The sequence below is a fragment of the Nocardia sp. KT25-26 genome, from assembly GCF_056627695.1.
In genome coordinates, this window is the sequence record NZ_CM152813.1 from 3,925,418 (window position 1) to 3,944,777 (window position 19,360).

The 19,360-nt window shown below is 69.0% G+C and carries 18 protein-coding genes; 10 read left to right on the forward strand and 8 right to left on the reverse strand.

Annotated features, from left to right (window positions below; all coding sequences use genetic code 11):
- Positions 1 to 45: 45 nt before the first annotated feature.
- Both AC1HFH_RS17880 and AC1HFH_RS17885 read left to right on the forward strand, forming a co-directional pair.
- A complete protein-coding gene (locus AC1HFH_RS17880) occupies positions 46 to 705 on the forward strand; it encodes a HEAT repeat domain-containing protein (protein ID WP_480243932.1) in 660 nt (219 codons plus the stop codon).
- Positions 706 to 707: 2 nt separating this feature from the next.
- On the forward strand, positions 708 to 1,715 hold the full coding sequence (locus AC1HFH_RS17885) for a MerR family transcriptional regulator (protein ID WP_480243933.1): 1,008 nt from the start codon (positions 708 to 710) through the stop codon (positions 1,713 to 1,715).
- Positions 1,716 to 1,717: 2 nt separating this feature from the next.
- On the opposite strand, the gene AC1HFH_RS17890 is transcribed toward AC1HFH_RS17885, so the two are convergent.
- The 5 genes from AC1HFH_RS17890 to AC1HFH_RS17910 all read right to left on the reverse strand — a co-directional run bounded on the left by AC1HFH_RS17890 (position 1,718) and on the right by AC1HFH_RS17910 (position 5,649).
- On the reverse strand, positions 1,718 to 2,302 hold the full coding sequence (locus AC1HFH_RS17890; RefSeq protein WP_480243934.1) for a YdcF family protein: 585 nt from the start codon (positions 2,300 to 2,302) through the stop codon (positions 1,718 to 1,720).
- A 146-nt stretch (positions 2,303 to 2,448) separates the two neighbouring features.
- Positions 2,449 to 2,505, reverse strand: coding sequence for a hypothetical protein (locus tag AC1HFH_RS17895; RefSeq protein ID WP_480247886.1), 57 nt, complete (start codon positions 2,503 to 2,505; stop codon positions 2,449 to 2,451).
- A 51-nt stretch (positions 2,506 to 2,556) separates the two neighbouring features.
- The gene (locus AC1HFH_RS17900; RefSeq protein ID WP_480243935.1) at positions 2,557 to 3,732 is read right to left on the reverse strand and encodes a low temperature requirement protein A; all 1,176 of its coding nucleotides are present in this window, start codon (positions 3,730 to 3,732) and stop codon (positions 2,557 to 2,559) included.
- Positions 3,733 to 3,850: 118 nt separating this feature from the next.
- The gene (locus AC1HFH_RS17905) at positions 3,851 to 4,471 is read right to left on the reverse strand and encodes a LuxR C-terminal-related transcriptional regulator (protein WP_480243936.1); all 621 of its coding nucleotides are present in this window, start codon (positions 4,469 to 4,471) and stop codon (positions 3,851 to 3,853) included.
- Positions 4,468 to 5,649, reverse strand: coding sequence for a sensor histidine kinase (locus tag AC1HFH_RS17910; RefSeq protein WP_480243937.1), 1,182 nt, complete (start codon positions 5,647 to 5,649; stop codon positions 4,468 to 4,470). Before AC1HFH_RS17910 ends, AC1HFH_RS17905 begins: the two co-directional genes overlap by 4 nt.
- A 130-nt stretch (positions 5,650 to 5,779) precedes the next feature.
- Between AC1HFH_RS17910 and AC1HFH_RS17915 the strand changes: the two genes are divergently transcribed.
- Together AC1HFH_RS17915 and AC1HFH_RS17920 are read left to right on the forward strand one after the other, a co-directional pair.
- The gene (locus tag AC1HFH_RS17915; protein WP_480243938.1) at positions 5,780 to 6,832 is read left to right on the forward strand and encodes an FtsX-like permease family protein; all 1,053 of its coding nucleotides are present in this window, start codon (positions 5,780 to 5,782) and stop codon (positions 6,830 to 6,832) included.
- Positions 6,833 to 6,849: 17 nt separating this feature from the next.
- Complete coding sequence (locus AC1HFH_RS17920; RefSeq protein WP_480243939.1) at positions 6,850 to 7,599, forward strand: ABC transporter ATP-binding protein; 750 nt, start codon at positions 6,850 to 6,852, stop codon at positions 7,597 to 7,599.
- An 11-nt stretch (positions 7,600 to 7,610) separates the two neighbouring features.
- Here AC1HFH_RS17920 and AC1HFH_RS17925 read toward each other — a convergent pair whose 3' ends face one another.
- Entirely contained in the window at positions 7,611 to 7,976 is a 366-nt protein-coding gene (locus AC1HFH_RS17925; protein ID WP_480243940.1) for a hypothetical protein, read from the reverse strand.
- Between the two features lie 1,039 nt (positions 7,977 to 9,015).
- On the opposite strand from AC1HFH_RS17925, the gene AC1HFH_RS17930 reads away from it, so the two are divergent.
- Together AC1HFH_RS17930 and AC1HFH_RS17935 are read left to right on the forward strand one after the other, a co-directional pair.
- Positions 9,016 to 9,981 (forward strand): M56 family metallopeptidase, encoded by a 966-nt coding sequence (locus AC1HFH_RS17930; RefSeq protein WP_480243941.1) that lies wholly within the window; start codon positions 9,016 to 9,018, stop codon positions 9,979 to 9,981.
- A 140-nt stretch (positions 9,982 to 10,121) separates the two neighbouring features.
- Complete coding sequence (locus AC1HFH_RS17935; RefSeq protein ID WP_480243942.1) at positions 10,122 to 10,508, forward strand: BlaI/MecI/CopY family transcriptional regulator; 387 nt, start codon at positions 10,122 to 10,124, stop codon at positions 10,506 to 10,508.
- A gap of 4 nt (positions 10,509 to 10,512) precedes the next feature.
- Here the strand turns inward: AC1HFH_RS17935 and AC1HFH_RS17940 are convergent, their stop codons facing one another.
- Positions 10,513 to 11,421: a cation diffusion facilitator family transporter gene (locus AC1HFH_RS17940; RefSeq protein WP_480243943.1), complete on the reverse strand. Its 909-nt coding sequence runs from the start codon at positions 11,419 to 11,421 to the stop codon at positions 10,513 to 10,515.
- Positions 11,422 to 11,625: 204 nt separating this feature from the next.
- Between AC1HFH_RS17940 and AC1HFH_RS17945 the strand changes: the two genes are divergently transcribed.
- Positions 11,626 to 13,161, forward strand: coding sequence for a flavin-containing monooxygenase (locus AC1HFH_RS17945; RefSeq protein WP_480243944.1), 1,536 nt, complete (start codon positions 11,626 to 11,628; stop codon positions 13,159 to 13,161).
- Here AC1HFH_RS17945 and AC1HFH_RS17950 read toward each other — a convergent pair.
- Positions 13,056 to 14,753 (reverse strand): GMC oxidoreductase, encoded by a 1,698-nt coding sequence (locus tag AC1HFH_RS17950; RefSeq protein ID WP_480243945.1) that lies wholly within the window; start codon positions 14,751 to 14,753, stop codon positions 13,056 to 13,058. The two genes, AC1HFH_RS17945 and AC1HFH_RS17950, sit on opposite strands and share 106 nt — an antisense overlap.
- A gap of 83 nt (positions 14,754 to 14,836) precedes the next feature.
- Here AC1HFH_RS17950 and AC1HFH_RS17955 point away from each other — a divergent pair, with 83 nt between their 5' ends.
- The 3 genes from AC1HFH_RS17955 to AC1HFH_RS17965 all read left to right on the forward strand — a co-directional run bounded on the left by AC1HFH_RS17955 (position 14,837) and on the right by AC1HFH_RS17965 (position 19,321).
- Positions 14,837 to 15,451: a TetR/AcrR family transcriptional regulator gene (locus AC1HFH_RS17955; protein WP_480243946.1), complete on the forward strand. Its 615-nt coding sequence runs from the start codon at positions 14,837 to 14,839 to the stop codon at positions 15,449 to 15,451.
- Between the two features lie 63 nt (positions 15,452 to 15,514).
- The gene (locus tag AC1HFH_RS17960; RefSeq protein ID WP_480243947.1) at positions 15,515 to 17,554 is read left to right on the forward strand and encodes a neutral/alkaline ceramidase; all 2,040 of its coding nucleotides are present in this window, start codon (positions 15,515 to 15,517) and stop codon (positions 17,552 to 17,554) included.
- Positions 17,555 to 18,079: 525 nt separating this feature from the next.
- Positions 18,080 to 19,321, forward strand: a complete 1,242-nt coding sequence (locus tag AC1HFH_RS17965) for an oxygenase MpaB family protein (protein WP_480243948.1) — start codon at positions 18,080 to 18,082, stop codon at positions 19,319 to 19,321.
- Positions 19,322 to 19,360 lie beyond the last annotated feature (39 nt).

Below are 19,360 nucleotides of genomic sequence, written 5' to 3' on the forward strand. Positions count from 1 at the left end.
TGCCACGGTGTGAAGCCGTTCACTGGCGAGCGGAGGTGGTCCCCGATGGACACGACACAGACGAATCAGACCCTGCCCGCGGCCTTGACCGCCGGTACCCCGTCGACCCGGCTGCGGGCGGCCTTGGCGGCCGGGACGGCTGCCGACCCCGGCCTGCTCGAGCTACTGGTGCAGCGGTCCGGCACCGAACCGGACTTCTTCGTCCGCGACATGCTCACCTGGGCGCTGACCCGGTTGCCGGCCCGGATCACGGTGCCCCGGCTGCTCGCCGAGCTCGTTTCGGACCGCGCCCAGGCCCGCAGCCAGGCATTGCACACCCTGTCCAAGATCGGCGATCCGAGTGCCTGGCCGGCGATCACCCGGCCCCTGCTGCACGACCGGGACGACGAAGTGGCCCGCAGCGCCTGGCGCGCCGCCGTCGTTCTGGTGCCGGCCGGCGGGGAGGACGAACTGGCTGCAGAACTGATCACGCAGTTCGGCCGCGGCGACCGGCAGATGCAGCTCAGCCTGAGCAGGGCGATCGTCTCGCTCGGCACGGGTATCGAACCGGCCCTGCACCCGGCCCTGGCGAGTCCGGCGGCCGCGGTCCGTGCACATGCGCGCGCGACGCAACGATTGCTGCACGACCCGGAGGCCGGCTTCGAGCTCGCGGTCGACGACGCTCGCCGGGTCGCTGCCCTGGGCCCGGACCACTGCGAGGAGTAATCGTGTTGATCGGTGAGGTGGCGCGACGCTCGGGAGTGAGCGCCCGGATGCTGCGGCATTACGAGTCGCTCGGTTTGGTGCGGCCGAGCGGCCGGACCGTCGGCGGCTACCGGGAGTACTCCCCGGACGATATCCGGCGGATCTTCCATATCGAGGGGCTGCGGTCGCTCGGGCTCTCACTGCGCCGGATCGGGCAGGCGCTGGCGGATCCCGGATTCGCGCCGGCCGAACTGGTCGCGGACCTCATCCGGGAGGCCGAGCAGCGGGTGCGCCGCGAACAGGAACTTCTCGAACGGCTGCGGGCGGTCGCTTCGGCGGAACCGGCCGACTGGCACGAGGTGTTGCGGATCGCGGAGCTGCTGCACGGGCTCGGGTCGCCGAGCGCCGCGCGGCGCCAGCAGACCGTCCTGGGACCGGACGAGGCCGCGACACCCGCCGAACTGCTCGCGGAGGCGGTCCTGTCCGAACTCGATCCGAACGTGGCGGGCGCCCTGCGGTGGGCGCTCGAACGGGCCGGCGGTGACGGTGTCCCGCGCTTGGCGGCAGGACTGGCTGCCACCGATGTCGAGGTGCGCCGGCGTGCCGTGGTGGCGCTCGCCGAGATGCCGGCCCCGTCGGTGACCGGCCTGCTGGCCGGCGCGCTCGCCGACTCCGATCCGGTCGTCCGGCGGCGGGCGGCACTCGCGGTCGGGGCACGCGGCGACACCCGGGCGGTGCCCGCCCTGGTCGCCACGGTGGTCGACGGCCCCAACGATGTCGAAGCGGCCGAGGTGCTGGGGACGCTGGCCCGGGCGCCGGGCCGAGCGGACCGCATCGTCGCCGCACTGGTCGCCGAATCGGATGCGCACGCCGGCGACTCCGCGGTGCGGGTCCGGGTGACCCAAGCGCTGGCGGAGTTACCGGAAGCGGCGGCCCTGGGCGCTCTGGAACGTTTGGCCGGCGACGACGACCGCACCGTCGCGCTCATCGCCGCCTCCCTGGTCGCAGCGCATCGGCGCCACGGCGGCTGACTTCACCCAGGTGGCGCGGCAGGTTCGCGGTGGCGCTTCCAGATCGCGAGCCCGGCGATCAACGGCTTCACCACCGTCCATTCACCGAATCGGTAATCGGCGCCGCGGACCAGGTGGGCCGCCAGATCCGGCCGTTGCCGGGCGAGGTGACGCCGGGCCTGCTCGGCATGCGGCGGGTTGGAGACGATCACGATCCGGTCCGCGGATTCCAGCAACGGCGCCACGTTCGCGATGTTCTCCCAGGTGGTCCGGGACCGTGTTTCCAGCTCGGCGGGTCCACGGAAACCGAGGCTGCGGGCGTAGGCGGCCATCAGCTCGGCTTCGCTCACCGGCCCGGCCACCGCCCCGCCGGAGAACACCACCCGGCTGTCGGCCGACCGCGGATCCCGCGATCGCAACCCGGCCCGGACCCGCCATCGGTTCACCACATTCGCCGTGGTCTTCCGGTTCCGGTAGCCGAGCACGACCACGACTTCCCGCGGTCCCCGGACTGTGCCGACACCCCGGTGCGAGGACCGCCAGTTGGACCATTCGCCCCACAGCAGCACCGCCACACCCACCGCGGCCCCGATTCGCCACGCCCTCATACTTCGCGACCCTACCCGCGGTGCAGCCCCGGTGCGCCGGCCGACGCACCGGCCACCGATCCGCAGACCGAAGGCAGCCGGGCGCCGGATCCTTCCGCAGTCCGGCGGAAGATTGTGGACCGCCGGTCCACCACCTCGGGCGTCTGTCAGAGGCACTCCCACAGAGCGGGGGTATTCGGCGGGGTCCACCCCGGATCGTGCACCGTATACGCCTGCCGGCACCGGTATTCATCCGGCTGCGGCCGCCGAGGCGGTCAGGGACGCAACGGGGCGAATCGGACGGCCAGAGCCAGCTGCACAGCGGCGAGGGCCAGAGCTGCCACCGGGGACAGCTGCGCCGACAACACGATCGATGCCGCGGCGACGACACCGGCGGCGGCGCGGGGCAGGTTCCAGGCGCCCAGCACCCGGCGCTGCAGCGCGGTCAGGGCGAGCAGGTACACGGCCGGACCACCCTGCAGCAGCGCGGCGGCGAACCAGCCGAGCTGCGCATCATCGAGATGCGCGATCGCCACCTCCACGCCTGTCGCGGTGGTGATGATGCCCACCACCACCGGGAAGTGCAGGAAGGTGAACGCATCGATGGCGAGCTGCACCTGGGTGCGGCCGCGGGCCCGGACGAGAGCATGCTCGACGCGCTCGGCGATCCCGCCGAAGTACAGCCACCACAGGCCGAGCGCGATGAGCATCCCGAGCACGGCGGCCACGAGCAGTGCCGCGTTCATCGGCAGCTCTGCGGAGCCGACACCGATCGCCACGATCGATTCGCCGATGGCGAGAATCAGGAACAGCGCATGCCGCTCTGCGAAGTGCCCGCCGCTGCGGATCCGCCAGCCACCGCCCCGTGAAGTCAGGTAGGTCGCCGCCCAATCGATGGTGAGGCCGGCAGCGAACAACACCGTCTGCGCCCGGCCGCCCAGCAGCGCACCGGCAACCAGCAGCGACGACCCGCACAGCATCGGCGCCAGGGTGAGCGCAAGCTGCCGGACAAGCCCCGAATCACCCTGTGCAGCAACCGCATACACGACAAGATGCACAACCCGCGCCACGATGTAGGCGCCCACCAGCACCAGCGGCGCCGAGAGTTCCCCCGATACGGCATGCCAGGCATCCGGGATCGCCAGGGCCACCACGAAGATCGCGGTCACTGCCACGGCCAGGCCGACTTTCGCCGCCCCGGTGTCGGCGCGTGCCTGATTACCCAGCCAGGCATAGGCGATCCACAGCCACCACAGCAGCCCGAGCAGCAGCGCACCCTGCACCACGCCTTCGACGCTGTGGGCATGGCCGACGAATCCGGTGATCTGGATGAACGCGAAGACGAACACCAGATCGAAGAACAGCTCGAAAGTGGTGGCCCGATGATCTGTTTCGACGGGCGCAATGCGAGTCAGTACCCGGCGGACTCCGGGGGTGGTGAACGAAGACATATCTGGCACAGGCTTCCTCGGTCGGTCGGTGCACCTGTCGGCACCCGGCCGATCCATTAGACAGACAAGACTGTTCACCGTCCAGCCGAGTTCACCCACGGCGGAACAGCCACTCGGGTCAGATGGCGCCCTGCTCCCGCGCCCGGGCGACAGCAGCCGTCCGGGATCGCACCCCGAGCTTGGTGTAGACGTGCGCCAGGTGGGATTTGACCGTGGTCTCGCTGAGGAACAGCTCGCGCGCGATGTCCCGGTTGGACCGACCGGCGGCGACCAGGCGCAGCACCTCGATCTCGCGGGGGCTCAAGGAGGTATCGGGACGGCGCACCCGCGTCATCAAGCGGGAGGCGACCGCCGGCGAGAGCACACTCTCTCCGGCGGCCGCAGTGCGGACGGCGGCAAGGAGTTCGGCCGGCGGGGTGTCCTTGAGGATGTAGCCGCACGCCCCGGCCTCGACGGCGCCGAGAATATCGGCGTCGGTGTCGTAGTTGGTGACCACGAGGACCTCCGGCGGGTCCGGCCGGATGGCCCGCAGTTCCGCGGTCGCGTCGACCCCGGAGCGGCCGTGGCCGAAGCCGAGGTCCATCAGAACGACGTCGACGGGTTCGATCGCGCAGAAGGCGACGGCGGCCTCGGCCGTGGCGACTTCACCCACCACCGTCAGGTCGTCGCCGGCTGCCAGCAGCGCACGCAGCCCGGCCCGGACGATGGCGTGGTCATCGGCCAGCAGCAGGCGGATCACTGCAGCTCCTCCCGATCGCCGGGACGCGTGGCCAGTGGGAACGACACGGTCACCGCGGTGTGACCGGGTTCCGACTCCACCGCCAGCGTGCCGCCTTGCTGTTGTGCCCGTCGACGCATGGCCGCCAGCCCGAACGACCCCGCCGGCGGGCGGTCCAGTATCTCCGGTCCGATACCGACCCCGTCGTCGACGACATCGAGGAGCACCTCGGCATCAGCGTAGGTGAGGGTGAGGCGCATTCGCGTGGCCCGGGCATGCTGCACGACATTTGCCACCGCACCCTGTGCAATCCGGACCAGCGCGGCCTCGACCGGCATCGGCAACCGCTCCGGGACACCCTCGACGACCGATCGGGTGGCCAGCCCCGGCCGTTCGGCCCGGGCGCAGATTCGGTGCAGCGCCTCCGCCAGCGACTGGCCGTCGAGCGCGGCGGGAGCCAGTTCGGCGATCAGCCTGCGAGTTTCGGCGAGGTCCTGTGCGGCGGTGGTCCGGGCCAACCGGATCTGCGGCAGGGCCGGATGGTCGGGAGCCGCCTGTTCGGCGGCGTGCAGCAACAGCTGGATACTGCTCAGGCCCTGTGCCACGGTGTCGTGGATCTCCTGGGCCAATCGTTCGCGTTCGGCGAGTTTACCGGCGGTGCGCTCCTGCGCGGCCAACGAAGCCCGGGTACTGCGTAGTTCGCCGATGAGCCGGTCACGTTCGGCCGATTCCCGGAACAGCATCCGGTAGCCGAGCGCGATGCCGACCGCAACCGCGGCGCCGATCACCGGTCCGATCACACCGGCGACCGTCCAGCCCCGGTGCCCCCCGAAACCGACCACCGCAATACCGGTGGCCGCGACCACCGCCAGGTAGTTCACCGGCGGCGGAAGCAGGTGCAGGTAGAGGAAGAACAGGCCGAAGGCCAGGTAGATCGCGTCCGCGGACACCGTCACGAGCAGCAACCACAGCACAGTCAGAACGCCCAGCCAGATCGCTGCACCACCGAAGCGGCCGCCGAGGCCGGCCCCGGCGAAATACACGCCGACGAAGCCCACACACAGGACGATCACCACGGCCGGATACGCCGCACCCGGCAGCAGGGCCCGGACGACGACGACCGCGACCAGCGCCGTCACCAGCATATGCAGCCCCAGCCGCAGCGCCGTGACGACCGGAGTAAGCGGCGACGGATGCACCCGACCAGCTTATACCTGGCTATCAGCGTGCCATCCATCAAAAGTTGTAGTCACGCACCCACACTCCGTCGGACCGCCGGTGGTCTGCACGGGCGATGTAGGCGGCCACCGCCCACGGCACGGTGGTCCCATGTTCGTTGCACTCCGTGATCTGCGGGCCGCCCGCGGCCGCTTCGCGCTCATCACCTCGGTCGTCGCCCTGGTTGCACTGCTGGTGAGTTTCCTCAGTGGGCTCACCGCGGGTCTGGCCCACCAGAACATTTCGGCAATGCAACGCATCGATGCCGATGCCGTCGTGTTCGCCGACACCGGCGGCACCGCATCGTTCGACAATTCCGTGCTCACCGATGAGCAGATCGCCCAGTGGCAACAGGCCGCAGCGGCGGTCGAGCCGATCGGAATCAGCCGCGGCCGGGCCGACTCCTCGGCGGCACCGGCACCGACACAGGTCGCGCTGATCGGCGCCGCTCCGGAAGTATTCGGCGACCTCGCAGCAACCGACCCCGGCACTGTCGTACTCAGCGATGCGGCTGCCCGCGCGTTGGCGGCCGATGCCGGCGATTCGATCACACTCGGCGACCGAACAGTCGTCGTCGCCGCAGTACGCGGCGACGACTGGTACAGCCACACTCCGGTCGTCTGGATGACACTGTCCGACTGGCATTCGGTGAATCCACGTTCGGGTGCCGCCACTGTGCTGGCAGTGTCGGGCGTCTCCGATGCGGGCACTACGAACACCGCAGCCCGGACGGTAGCCCTCGGCGCAGCGGACGCGGCCGCGGCGATAGGTTCCTATCAGGCCGAGAACGGCTCGCTCACCTTGATGACCGCGCTGTTGTTCGCCATCTCGGCACTGGTGATCGGCGCCTTCTTCACCGTGTGGACCATCCAGCGGCTCCCCGATGTGGCCACTCTCAAGGCCCTCGGTGCTACTTCGTACGCGCTGGTCCGGGACGCACTGGGCCAGGCTGCGATCGTGCTGGCCGCCGGTGTCGCCACCGGCCTCGGGATCACCGTGGTCGCTGCGGGCCTCATCGGCGACACAGTGCCGTTCGTTCTCGATCCCACCACCACACTGCTCCCGGCCGGAGCGCTGATTCTGCTCGGCCTCTGCGGTGCGGCGTTCGCACTGCGCTTCCTGTTCACCACCGACCCGCTCACCGCGCTCGGCGCGGCCCGTTGACAACCGGAGCAACCTCGATGAACACGACCTTGTCAGTAAGCGACCTCACTGTGACCTTCCCCGACGGAATCGATCGGGTCACCGCTGTCGACCAGGTGGATCTCACCGTTCCCGGCGGAACGGTCGCTGCCATCACCGGCCCCTCCGGTTCCGGAAAATCCAGTCTGCTCGCGGCTGTTTCGACTCTCATCCGCCCCGACTCCGGCCGGATAATGCTCGAAACCGCGGCCGGCACGTCCGACCTGGCCGCACTGGGACGCCGGGAGGCGGCAGCAATGCGCCGGCGGTCGGTCGGGATCGTCTTCCAGCAGGCGAACCTGATTCCGGCCCTCACTGCCGTCGAGCAGCTCGAAGCGATGGACCACCTCGGACAACGGCTATCCGTCGGGCGAGCCGGACGCCGCGAAACCCGCCGCCGGGCCATGTCGTTGCTGGATTCGGTCGGCCTCGCCACCCATGCCCGGAAACGCCCTGCCCAGCTCTCGGGTGGTCAACGGCAACGGGTGAACATCGCCCGGGCCCTGATGCACGACCCCGCGCTGCTGGTGATCGACGAACCGACCAGTGCACTCGATTCCGAACGCGGGGCGGCGATCATCGATCTGATCCTGGATGTGGTGCGCACCCACCAAGCGGCCACGCTCCTGGTCACGCACGACTCCACGCACCTGTCACGAATGAACGCGGTGTACCGCATGATCGACGGCCGGCTCGAGCCGGCACCGGATCACATACCTGCGGCTCCGACGGCCCGCTCGGCCTGCTGAACCGGGCATGATCATCCCCGGTGCAACACCGCGGGTGCCGCCTCCACTGCCACCGATACGGCGGCCGGCGCGAACACCGGATTCTCGATCACGAAGATCAGCACCGATTCGTCGTCTGCGGCGACGCGAGCGGCATACCGGCCGATCGTTTCGCCCAGCCGCTGCTTCGCTTCGGCCGTGAAATTCGGCGGTAGCTGCCCGAGCAGCGGGCCGAGGCCGTGTGCCGCGATCACCCGGGCCTCGGCCGGGGCCAATGCGACGACGACTTCGTCGGAGGTCGCGCGGTATTCGGCGGCCGCTGCGGTGCCGCCGCCGAATACGACGGACGCACCGAGGGCGGTGGCGAGGGCAGCGAATGCGGCAGGGGCCTGCTTCATGAGTGATCGTGCTCCGTATCGGTGTCGGGATGTGCACGCCCCTGCCGCGTCGATCGGTTTCTCGGAACCGGGCAGGTGCAGCACACTGATTATCTACTATCTATGTACATAGATAGTAGATACACCGTCAAGGCCACGCCTACACGTTGGCACTGGTAGGGCCAACCGGAGTTATATACGTTCTATGTACGTAGAACGTAGTTTCCGGGCTCGTTGCGGTCGGTCCGGTGTCTGCCGACTGCGTACCCGTCACGCTCCGGCGATGCCCGGGCCGGCGCGCGCCGTTCGTCCCCTCGCCGACGTCCGCCCGCTATCCGGACATCGGTACCCGTACACCGGAGTCGTGACCGCGGCCCTCGGGTGTTGTCAGGTTCACCCGGGGGCCGCGCCACCGCCTCCGAACAGCTGCTGCGTACGTGGATCCTGCGGCAGTGGCGCGCCGCACCCGGTTATAGTTCGTGCCGTGATGCGCGACGGACCAGCGACCCGGCTCCGTCGGATGCTGCCGATCCTCCTCGTCGTCGTGGGAATACTGGCGCTCGGCGCGAGCTACTGCCCGCCCACCGAAGCAGGCACCGGCGCCGCACCGCGGGTCGCTGCCGAATCGGCGCACGGCGGGGCAGTTTCCGCCCCGGCACCCACAACGGTCGGTTCCCCCGACCCCGCATCCGCGCACGACTGCTCCCAGCCCGACGACACCGCGGCCGGTCACGCCGAGCTACGCGCGGGCTCGACGCGAACATCGGACCCGGCTTCGACACCCATCACGGACCGGCACCCCGGCGCACACAGCACCTTCGCCGGAGCCCGTTCCCGGCCTCCCGAGCACCGGACGGAGCCCGGCCGCGACATCCTGCTCCGAATCTGCCGATGCCGGCGCTGATCGGACCGCATCGGCCGGGTGTTCCACACCGGCCCGACGCCGCTGTCCGGATCTTCTGCGGCACTGCACCCGGCAGTGCATACCGAATCGAGATGTCTTGAGTTCCAGCCTTCACCAGCGCCCGATCCCGCGTTCCGGCCGGATCGGGGTGCACGGTTGAGCACCGCCGTCTGCCTGCTCCTGTACGGGTTCGTCCTCACAGTTCTGGCGCCGCCGATCCTGGCGCGGCTCGGCGACGGCTGCGCACCCCCTCGACTCGTCCTCACGCTGTGGTTCGGCGTCCTGGGCTCGGTACTCACCGCGTGGTCACTCGCCGTTGTCGTGCTCACCGTCGCCGTCCTCGACGATCTGCGCCGCAACGGCGCGGCCGGGATCGTCGATTCCTGCCTGTCCGATCTGCACGCCGCCGGTACCGGCGGGCACGGCCTGCTCGCTCAGCTCGTGCTCCTGGTGCTCACCGGTTTCGGGGCCGTGGCCGGGCTCGTCGGGCCGGTCCGGCTGGTGCGTGCACTCACCCTCGCCCGCAGCGCAACCCGGGAACATGCGCGGATGATCCGGCTCGCCGGGCGGCACCACACCGACTGGGACGCCGTCGTGGTGAACTATGACCGGCCGGCCGCCTATTGTGTCGCCGGTAAACCGAACACTGTGGTGGTCACCGAGGGCGCGGTGGCGCTGCTGCAACGAGACGAGCTCGCCGCGGTACTGGCCCATGAGCGGGCACATCTCGCGGGCCGCCACCATCTCGCCCTCGCCGCCACCCGCGCCCTCGCCACCGCGTTCGCCCGCATCCGGATCTTTCCGACGGCAGCCACCGAAGTCGCAGCCCTCATCGAGATGCTCGCGGACGACCGCGCGGCCGAAGCGCACGGCGGCGACACCGTGGTGCGAGCACTGCGGGCGATGTCCGCCGGTGCACGCACCGGCGAACCGGGCACCTCAGCCCTTCGGCACGACCTCCGGATCCGCCGGCTCACCGAGCGGATCCCCGGTACCGGGCCGGCTCGATATCGACATCGGCGGCTCCTGGCTGTCACGACGACAGTGGTCGCGGCCGGTCCGGTGGCGACCGTGCTGATCGGCGCCACCGGGCTCGCGCTCTGCACGCAAGCGCTCACCTGAGCTCCCCCACACCGGTCCCGACCGCGGGGGGCGTTCACCGAGTTGAGGGCGCCTCGCCGCGGTCGTACCATCGAGCCCTACGTAGTAGTGCAGTAGTCGACGCAGTTCGCCCCCGACGGCGATAGACGAGAGGTCCGGCGGTGCGTACACGAGGGTTCGGCGAACTCGAGGCGGTGGTGATGGACCGCGTGTGGAACCGTGACGAGCCCACCACCGTGCGGGACATCTTCGACGAACTCGCCGCCGAACGGGAGATCGCCTACACGACCGTCATGTCGACAATGGACAATCTGCACCGTAAGGGGTGGCTGGACCGGGAGCGCGCCGGCAAGGCCTACCAATACTGGCCGGTGCTGACCCGCGAGGAATACAGTGCGCACCTGATGCGCGAGGCCCTGACCGGCGGCGGCCGGTCCGATCTGATCCTCGCCCATTTCGTCGATCAGATGGACGAGGAACAGTCGGCCGGTCTGCGTGCCGCACTGCGCAGGCTCACCGGACGCCGCGGCCGGCCCGGCGGCGCCTGATCGGCTACCAGTCGAGCTCGGCACAGCCGGACCGGTCGGTCGGTTCGACCTGGAGGGTCGCATGCGCGAGCCCGTGCCCGTCCCGGAGCCGCCGGCGCGCCTCGGCCAGCACGCCCGGCATCGCCTGTTCCGCCGGCACCACGAGATGCGCCGTCGCCACGTTCATTCCGGAGGTGAGCGTCCACAGGTGCAGGTCGTGTACCTCGGCGACGCCCGGGATATCCGCCAGATCGGCTTCGACCGCCACCGGATCCATCCCCTCCGGAACATGCTGGGCGAGGACCGTCAGCACCTGACGGCCGAGCAACATCGCCCGGACGACGACGAAAGCACCGATCGCCAATGCCACCACCGTGTCCCAGACCGGAGCGCCCGTGACGATCACCAGCCAACCGGCGACGATCACACCCACGGACCCGGCGGTGTCGGCCACCACCTCGAGGTAGGCGCCCTTGACGTTCAGGCTCTCCGACGCCCCGGAACGCAACAGCAGCAAGGCCACGATGTTGACCAGCAGACCGAGCGCACCCACAACGAGCATCGGACCGGTCTGCACGTCCGGTGTCGCACCGATCCGGCCGATCGCTCCGACGACGATGTATCCGGACACTCCGAACATCACCAGCACGGCGAATCCGGAGGCGAAGACCTCCGCGCGATACGAACCGTAGGTGCGGCGGCCGGTGGTGTCCGGACGGGTCGCGATCCTGGTCGCCGCCAGTGCGGCCGCCAGGGTCACCACATCGGCCGCCATATGCCCGGCATCCGAGATCAGCGCGAGCGATCCGGACAGCAGGCCGAAGATCAACTCGACGACGAAGAACCCGGCAATCAGCACGAAGGCGACTGCCAGGCGCCATCGATGCCTGCCGCCCGCATGTCCCGCCACCGCACCGCCATGGTCATGCCCCACCGGAGCTCACCTCCCGACCGCTGTTACATATATAATTGCGCATATCTACATATTAACGTAGTGCTCGAGCGTGGTGAAGCGGCACGCCGAGCACCGGCGACAAACTCCCGGCAGTGCAGGCACCCCGCGAGCCCGATCGTGCAACAGAACACCAGATTCGATGTAACATCGCAGACGTCGCATACCCACCGGGAAGGATCGCCGATGGCGAATCCATCGATCGCCGTCATCGGCGCCGGATTCGGTGGGATCGCCGCCGTCATCGCACTGGAACGGCGCGGATTCCACGACATCTCGGTCTTCGAGAAGGCCGACCGGGTCGGCGGAGTCTGGCGTGCGAACACCTACCCGGGCGCCGCATGCGATATCCCCTCCCCCTTCTACAGCTATTCCTTCGCCCCCAATCCGCGCTGGCCCCGCCGGTTCGCCCGGCAGCCCGCGATTCTCGACTATCTGCGTGGCGTCGCCGACACCTACGGTGTGCAACGGCACATCCGTTTCGGCACCGAGGTCGTCGGCCTGCGGTTCGACCGGCCCAGCGGGTCCTGGACGGTCGAGTTCCGGGACGGCACCCGCCGGAGTTTCGACATCGTGGTGTCGGCGGTCGGGCAGCTCTCCCGGCCGGTTGTCCCGGATCTGCCCGGCCGAAGCAAGTTCACCGGCACCGCATTCCACTCGGCCGAATGGGACCACGACTGCGATCTCGCCGGAAAGCGCGTCGCCGTGATCGGCACCGGCGCGAGCGCCGTCCAGTTCGTCCCGGAGATCCGGCGGCAGGCCGCGCACGTCACCGTGTTCCAGCGCAGTGCCCCGTATCTGCTCCCCCGCCCGGATCGGGAATTCACCCGCCGGCATCACGCCGCCTTCACCCGGTTCCCGATCACCGAACTGGCCGAGCGTGCGCTGTGGTACCTCATGGTGGAAGGCCTGTCCGTGGCATGGGTCTATGCACCGCCACTGGCCCGGCTGGTACGCGCTATCTCGTATATCCACATGCGCCGGCAGACCCGGAAGACACCCGGTCTGTTCGACAAGGTGCGACCCGACCACCCGATCGGATGTAAACGGGTCCTCTTCTCCGACGACTATCTACCCGCCCTCACCGAGCCGAACGTCGAGGTGGTCACCGCCCCGATCGATCGGATCACGCCGACCGGCATCGCCACCCGCGACAGCGGGCACCACCGCGCGGATGTGATCATCTGGGCCACCGGATTCGCCACCACCGAGTTCCTCGCACCGATGTCGATCCACGGCACCGACGGCACCGATCTGCGTGCGGAATGGCAGGCCGGCGCGCACGCCTACTACGGCATGACCGTTCCCGGCTTCCCGAACCTGGTCATCATGTACGGGCCGAACACCAATACCGGTGGCGGTTCGATCATCTATTTCCTGGAGGCGCAGGCCGCTTATCTGGCCGACTACGTGGCCCAGGTCGGCCGCATCGGCCGCCCGCTGGACATCAAGCGCTCGGTGGAACACGCCTACGACGAGCAGCTACAGCGCCGGCTCGCCCGCAGCGTCTGGAGCCGATGCTCGTCCTGGTACCGCACGGCTTCCGGCCGAGTAGTGGCGAATTGGCCACTGCTGGGCTTCCAGTACCGCAAACGCGCGGTATTCCGCGCCGCGGACTACGAGGTGCTGCCGCCCCGACCGGTGGCCGTGAACCTCAGTGCCCCGGAAGCGGTTTCGGGAACGGCGGGCTGTTTCGGAACTACCGGCGGCACCATCCGATAGCGGGCTCCCAGCGGCGGCCGGGGGTCCCGGTCACCCCGATTCGGCCAGAACGCCATCGCGCGCTCGGCCTGTGCGGTGATGGTCAGTGAGGGATTCACCCCGAGATTGGCGGTGATGGCACTGCCGTCGGCGATGTGCAGCCCCGGATATCCGTAGACCCGCTGCCACGGGTCGATCACCCCGGTGGCGGGCGAATCACCGATGGTGCAGCCGCCGATGTAGTGCGCCGTCGCCGGTATGTCGAGGATATCGGTGATGACATTGTGGGTATCGCCGTCGATCCGGTCCGCGTACTCCCGTGCGATCCGGTGCGCCAACGGAATCCAGCTGGGATTCGGTTCCCCCGACCCCTGCCTGGTGACCAGCCTGCGGCCGGACAGGTAGGAGGTCAGCGAGTTGTCCAGGGACTGCATCACCAGCAGGATCACCGAACGTTCCGAGGCTCGATAGGAGTTCTGCGAGCGCAGGAATGCGACCGGGTGCCGCAGCGCGGACAGCACGAGACGCAGCGCCCGGAACGCCCCGCCGTCGACCATCGGCACCGTCTGCACGGTCAGGGCATTCTGCCCTTTACCGTACGAGCACACCTCCACGTGTGTCTGCGGCTCCGGATGGATCGACGACGTGATCGCGACCCCCTGTGCGAAGTCGTACCGGTCGCGGCCGGACACGGCGATGATCGCCTCCGAGTTGCTCCGGGTGAGTTCACCGAGTCGCGGGGAGAGCTGCGGGAGCACACCGTCGCGGCGCAGCCGATGCAGCAACCGCTGCGTCCCCAAGGCGGCACCGGCGAAGACGACCTGTTCGGCCGCGAAGGTGCGCCGACCTTTCCGGAGCGTGCGGTCGGCACGCACGGTGTCGACCAGATATCCGCCGCCCGCGGCCGGTCGCACGGCAGTGGCCAGGGTCAGCGGATGTACCTCGGCGCCGTTGCGTTCGGCGAGGTAGAGGTAGTTCAGCGTGGTCGTGTTCTTCGCATTGTGTTTGCACCCGGTGAAGCATTCCGAACAGTGGATACACCCGGACCGCCGCGGGCCCGCGCCGCCGAAATAGGGATCGTCGACCTCGGCGCCCTCACGCCCCTCGTTGAAGAACACGCCCACATCGGTGCGGTGAAAGGTATCGGCCACGCCACGGTCGCGGGCGATCTGCAGCAGCACCTCGTCCTTGGGCCCGATCCTCGGGTTGGTTTCCACGCCCAGCATCCGCTTGGCCTGGTCGTAGAACGGCGCCAGCTCGGTGCGCCAGTCGGTGATACCTGCCCAGGCGCGGTCGGTGTAGAACTCGGGCAGCGGTTCGTAGAGGGTGTTGCCGTAGATCAGCGAACCGCCGCCCACACCGACACCGCTGAAGACGAGACACTTCCCGAGGGCGCTGATCCGTTGCGGGCCGGTCATTCCCAGCCGCGGCGCCCAGATCGACTTGCGGATATTCCAGTTCGTCTTCGGATAGTCCGCGGCGTCCCAGCGCCGACCGGCTTCGATCACCCCGACCCGGTAGCCCTTCTCGGTCAGCCGCAGCGCGGCGACGCTGCCGCCGAATCCGGAGCCGATGACGATCACGTCGTAGTCGCCACTGTTTTCGGTTGCCATCAGACACCACCCGAGACGTTGCAACAATGCCGATGCATCGTCGCACTACCGAAGGTCGCTGACAAGCCCAGTACCGTGAGCAGGTGCCCGCAGTGCAGACAGAGCCCGCGCCGACGCCCACCGAGGCCGATGCCCCGATCCTGGACATCGCCCTCGAACTGTTCGCCGAAGTGGGCATCAAACGAACCTCACCGGACGACATCGCCCGGCGCGCCGGGATCAATCGAGCCACCCTCTACCGCCGGATCGGCGCCAAACCGGATATCGTGCGTGCCGCGATCCTGCGCGAGGTCGGCCTGGAGCGCGACCGGATCACCGACCAGGTCGATCGAGTGGCCGACCCGGCCGAGCGGATCGCCTACGGCTTCGCCTGGACGGTGCTCGCGCTGCGCACCAATCGGATCCTCGTCAAGTCACTGGTCGTCGACCCGCGGGAGATCGTCGAATCCCTGACCCTGGACGCCGGCCGGATCCTGGACAGGGCGACCGAGTTCACGAAGGATTGGCTCCGCAAGGCCGCTCCGGACCTCCGGGACGCCGACGAGATCGCCGGCTTGATCGTCCGACTGATGCACTCCCTGGTGCTCACCCCGGACGCTCCGCCACGCCTCGCGGACACCGCGGAGTTGCACAGCTACGCCACCCGATGGATCTGCCCTCTGGTACTGCCGCGCTTCGTCGCGCACGAGAATCCGTGACGTGTGCCATACTGCCGTGAATTGGTCACCCGACCAAATCAGTGTGCGCGCAGAGGAGCCACGATGAACCTGCCCCGGCGAACCGTTCTGACCGGTGCGGTACTGTCCGCCGCGGCAACGAGTTTCACCGGAACGGCCGCCCGGGCCGATGCGGCATCGGAGCCGGACTATCTGGTCGGCTGCGGTCTCGCGGATATGACCGGTTCGGTCGCCGGTCAGGCGATGATGGGCTACTCCGATGCCGAACAGATCGCCGAGGGCCTGCTGCAGCGCTGCTGGGCACGGGCCTACATCGTGGCCGACCGGGTCAGCGGGGCGCGAGTAGTGTTCGTGACCGCCGACGTCGCCTGCCTGTTCCAGTCGGTCCACCTGGGGGTGGTCGCCGAACTCGGCCGCCGGTTCGGCGACCTCTACACCGAGACCAACGTCAACCTCAATGCCACGCACACGCATGCTTCGTGCGGCGGCACCGCCTGGGACTACGCCTATACCCTGGCGGCCCGGGGTTTCAAGGCACGCTCGTACCGTGCCGAGGTGGACGGCATCGTCGACGCCGTTGTGCGCGCACACGAGTCGCTCGCACCCGGCACGATCACCCTCGGCCGCGGTGAACTGTTCGATGCGAGTGCCAACCGGTCGCGCAGCGCCTTCGACCGCAACCCGGCCGAGGAACGCGAACGGTTCCCGGACGGGATCGATCCCGCGATCACCGTGCTGCGGTTCACCCGCGCCGGCCGGGACATCGGCGCGATCACCTGGTTCGCCACGCACGGCACCTCGCTCACCGACCGCAACCGCCTGATCGCCGGCGACAACAAGGGTTATGCGAGCTATCGCTGGGAGCACGACGAACACGGAGTTCGCCATGCCGCGGGTGCGGCAGCCTTCGTCGCCGCGTTCCCGCAGACCAACGCCGGCGATCTCACACCGAACCTGAACCTCGCCTTCATGCATCCGTCCGGCCCCACCGAGGACAACCGGCTCAACTGCGCAATCATCGGCGAACGCCAATATCGTGCGGGCCGCACCGCATTCGCGGCCACTCGGCCGATGCACCGGTCCGGTGTCGCCGCCGTCACCCACTACATCGATCTGGCCGCGATCGAGATCGACGGCGCCTACACCCCCGACGGGCGGCCCGCCCGGACCGGCCCGGCCATGATGGGGGCCGCCGCCGCGGCCACCAGCACCGAGGACAACTGGCGCTCCCAGTTGGGTTTCCTGCGCGAGGGCACCGCCGATCCGCTGGTGGCCGCCCTGGGCGGCGTGCACGCACCGATTCCGCAGTGGATCCGGGATGTGCAGGCACCCAAGCTGATCGTCGCCCCGCTCGGCCTGCTCCCGGCGGGCCCGTGGATCCCGCAGATCGTCCCGATCCAGCTGCTGCGCATCGGTGACCTGGTCCTGGCCGCGGCACCCGCGGAATTCACTGTGGTGGCCGGACTGCGCGTGCGGCGCACCGTCGCCCGCGCACTCGGCACCACAGTGGAGAACGTGCTCCTGCAGGGCTACGCCAACGGCTACACGCAGTACGTGACCACCCCCGAAGAGTATGCGGCGCAGCAGTACGAGGGCGGGGCGACCCAGTTCGGGCGCTGGACGCTGCCGGCGTATCTCCAGGAGTTCGACCGCCTCGCCCGCGCGCTGGCCGCGGGGGCCACGGTCGACCGCGGGCCCGCCCCGCTGGACAAGTCCGGTTTCCAGCCGGATCTGACACCGCCCGTCCCGGCCGACACACCGCACCCGGGAACGGCCTTCGGCGACGTCCTCACCCAGCCCGCCCCCGCCTGCCGTCCCGGCGACATCGTCGTCGCCGATCTCGTCGGCGCCCACCCGGACAACCACCTCCGGCACGGCGGCACCTACCTGGAAGTGCAGCGCCGCGACGGCGACCGGTGGCACACCGTCTTCGACGACAACGACTGGTGCACCGAATTCCGCTGGACCCGAATCGGTTCCGCCGCCTCCACGGTCACCCTGCGGTGGACCGTGCCCGCCGGCAGCACCGGCACCTTCCGGCTGGTCTACTCCGGCGACGGCAGAGATCCGGCCGGGCGGCTCTTCCCGATCACCGGCACCACGGCCGAGTTCATCGTTTCCTGACCCGCACCGGGGAGTAGCCGGCCCGAACTCGGCAACCCGGCGGCCCGGGTACCGCACCACGCCCTGACACACCCGGCATCCGGGCCGTGACGAAGAGGCCCCGGCGCGGCGTTCGGCCCGGCACCACCGGCGGAGCCCCCGGTACCCGAACACCTGTCGCCGCCCGAAACCTGTACCCGCCACCGGCCGATCTGTTCCGCGGCGCCGGCCAGCGGGGCCAGACACATCGCCACGTTCGGCGATCACCACCCGCCGACCTCGCCCATGCCGCTATATGTTTAGGCCTATTCTTACAATTGCCGGACGCCGACGCCCTTTGTTCAGAATACGGCGGCCGGGTGAATATATTCCAGCAGACACCCGCATTGGCCTGTAGGTTTGTTGACCTATCCGGAGGTGGAGCACAGCCGCATCCAACCTTGAAAAAATCCGGAACACCCTCAAAGGATTGTGCTATGTTACTACCCATTCTTCTCTGTAACACGATTACGCGAGGCAGATCCGACTCGACGAGGAGTGGTCACCATGGATCGACTCAACAGACGCAACGCATTGAAGGTCGGTGGGGCGGTGGGAGCCGTCGGCGCGCTGGCCGTGACGACCCCCGCCCGGGCGCAGCCCTGGACCTGGTCGCCGGAGGGCTCCGTCGCCGGATCCGGATCCGGGGCCGACCCGAGAACCGTGTGGGACCCCGAAGCGGACCCGGTGGTCGCCGACCTGCTCGACAACGGCGACGTCCCCCGCGTCAACGAACTGCTGCGGACCTGGACCGGCAACGGCCAGCCGCTGCCCGCCGGGCTGCCGCCGGACCTGCGCGACTTCATGGAGTATGCCCGCCGGCTCCCGCAATGGACCGACCGCGGCAAGCTGGACACCGCGATCCAGTTCAATAAGAAACGCGGCCTGTACCTCGGCGTACTGTACGGCTTCGCCAGCGGCATGATGAGCACCGTCATTCCCAAAGAGGCCCGGGCGGTCTACTACTCCAAGGGCGGCCACGACCTCGAGGACCGCATCTCCAAGACCGCCAAGCTCGGCTACGACATCGGCAGCAACAACGCCTACGCCCCCGACGGGGAAATGGTCGTCACCTGCGTCAAGACCCGTCTGGTGCACGCCGCGGTGCGGCACCTGTTGCCGCAGTCGCCACACTGGGTGCATTCGGCCGAAGAGGACATCCCGATCAGCCAGAACGACATCATGGTCACCTGGCACAGCCTGCCGACCACGGTGATGAAACACCTGAAATCCTGGAACGTGCCGATCCCGCCGCACGAACAGGAGGCGTTCCTGCATTCGTGGCAGGTGGCCGCGCATCTGCTCGGAGTGCGCCACGAGTACATCCCGAAGTCGTGGCCCGAGGCGAACTCCCAAGCAGCGCAGGTCCTCGACCCGATCATCGCGGCCACCCCCGAGGGCGCGAAACTGGCCCACCGGCTCCTGGGACTGGGCGCGAATATCGACTTCTCGATCCTCACCAGACCGGTACTCGGGTCGTTCACCCGCTTCCTGCTCGGCGACCGGATCGCCGATGAACTGGCCATCCCACGCGAACCCGTCTGGGATCCTCTGCTCCAGTTCAGCTGGGGCCCGTTCATTGCCGTACGGGAGGGTCTGCTCACCGCCGTCCCGCCGACGGCCGAGGTCTACTGGCTGTTCGACGAGTTCCTCCGCAAGGCGGCGCTCACCTACCTCGCCGAGCTCCGGATGCCGATCAGCATCGAGTTGCCGACGATGAACCGTGATATGAGCAAGCCGCCGCGCTGAACCGGCCCTGAGTCCGTGCCGCACTCGGCGGTCCGGAAC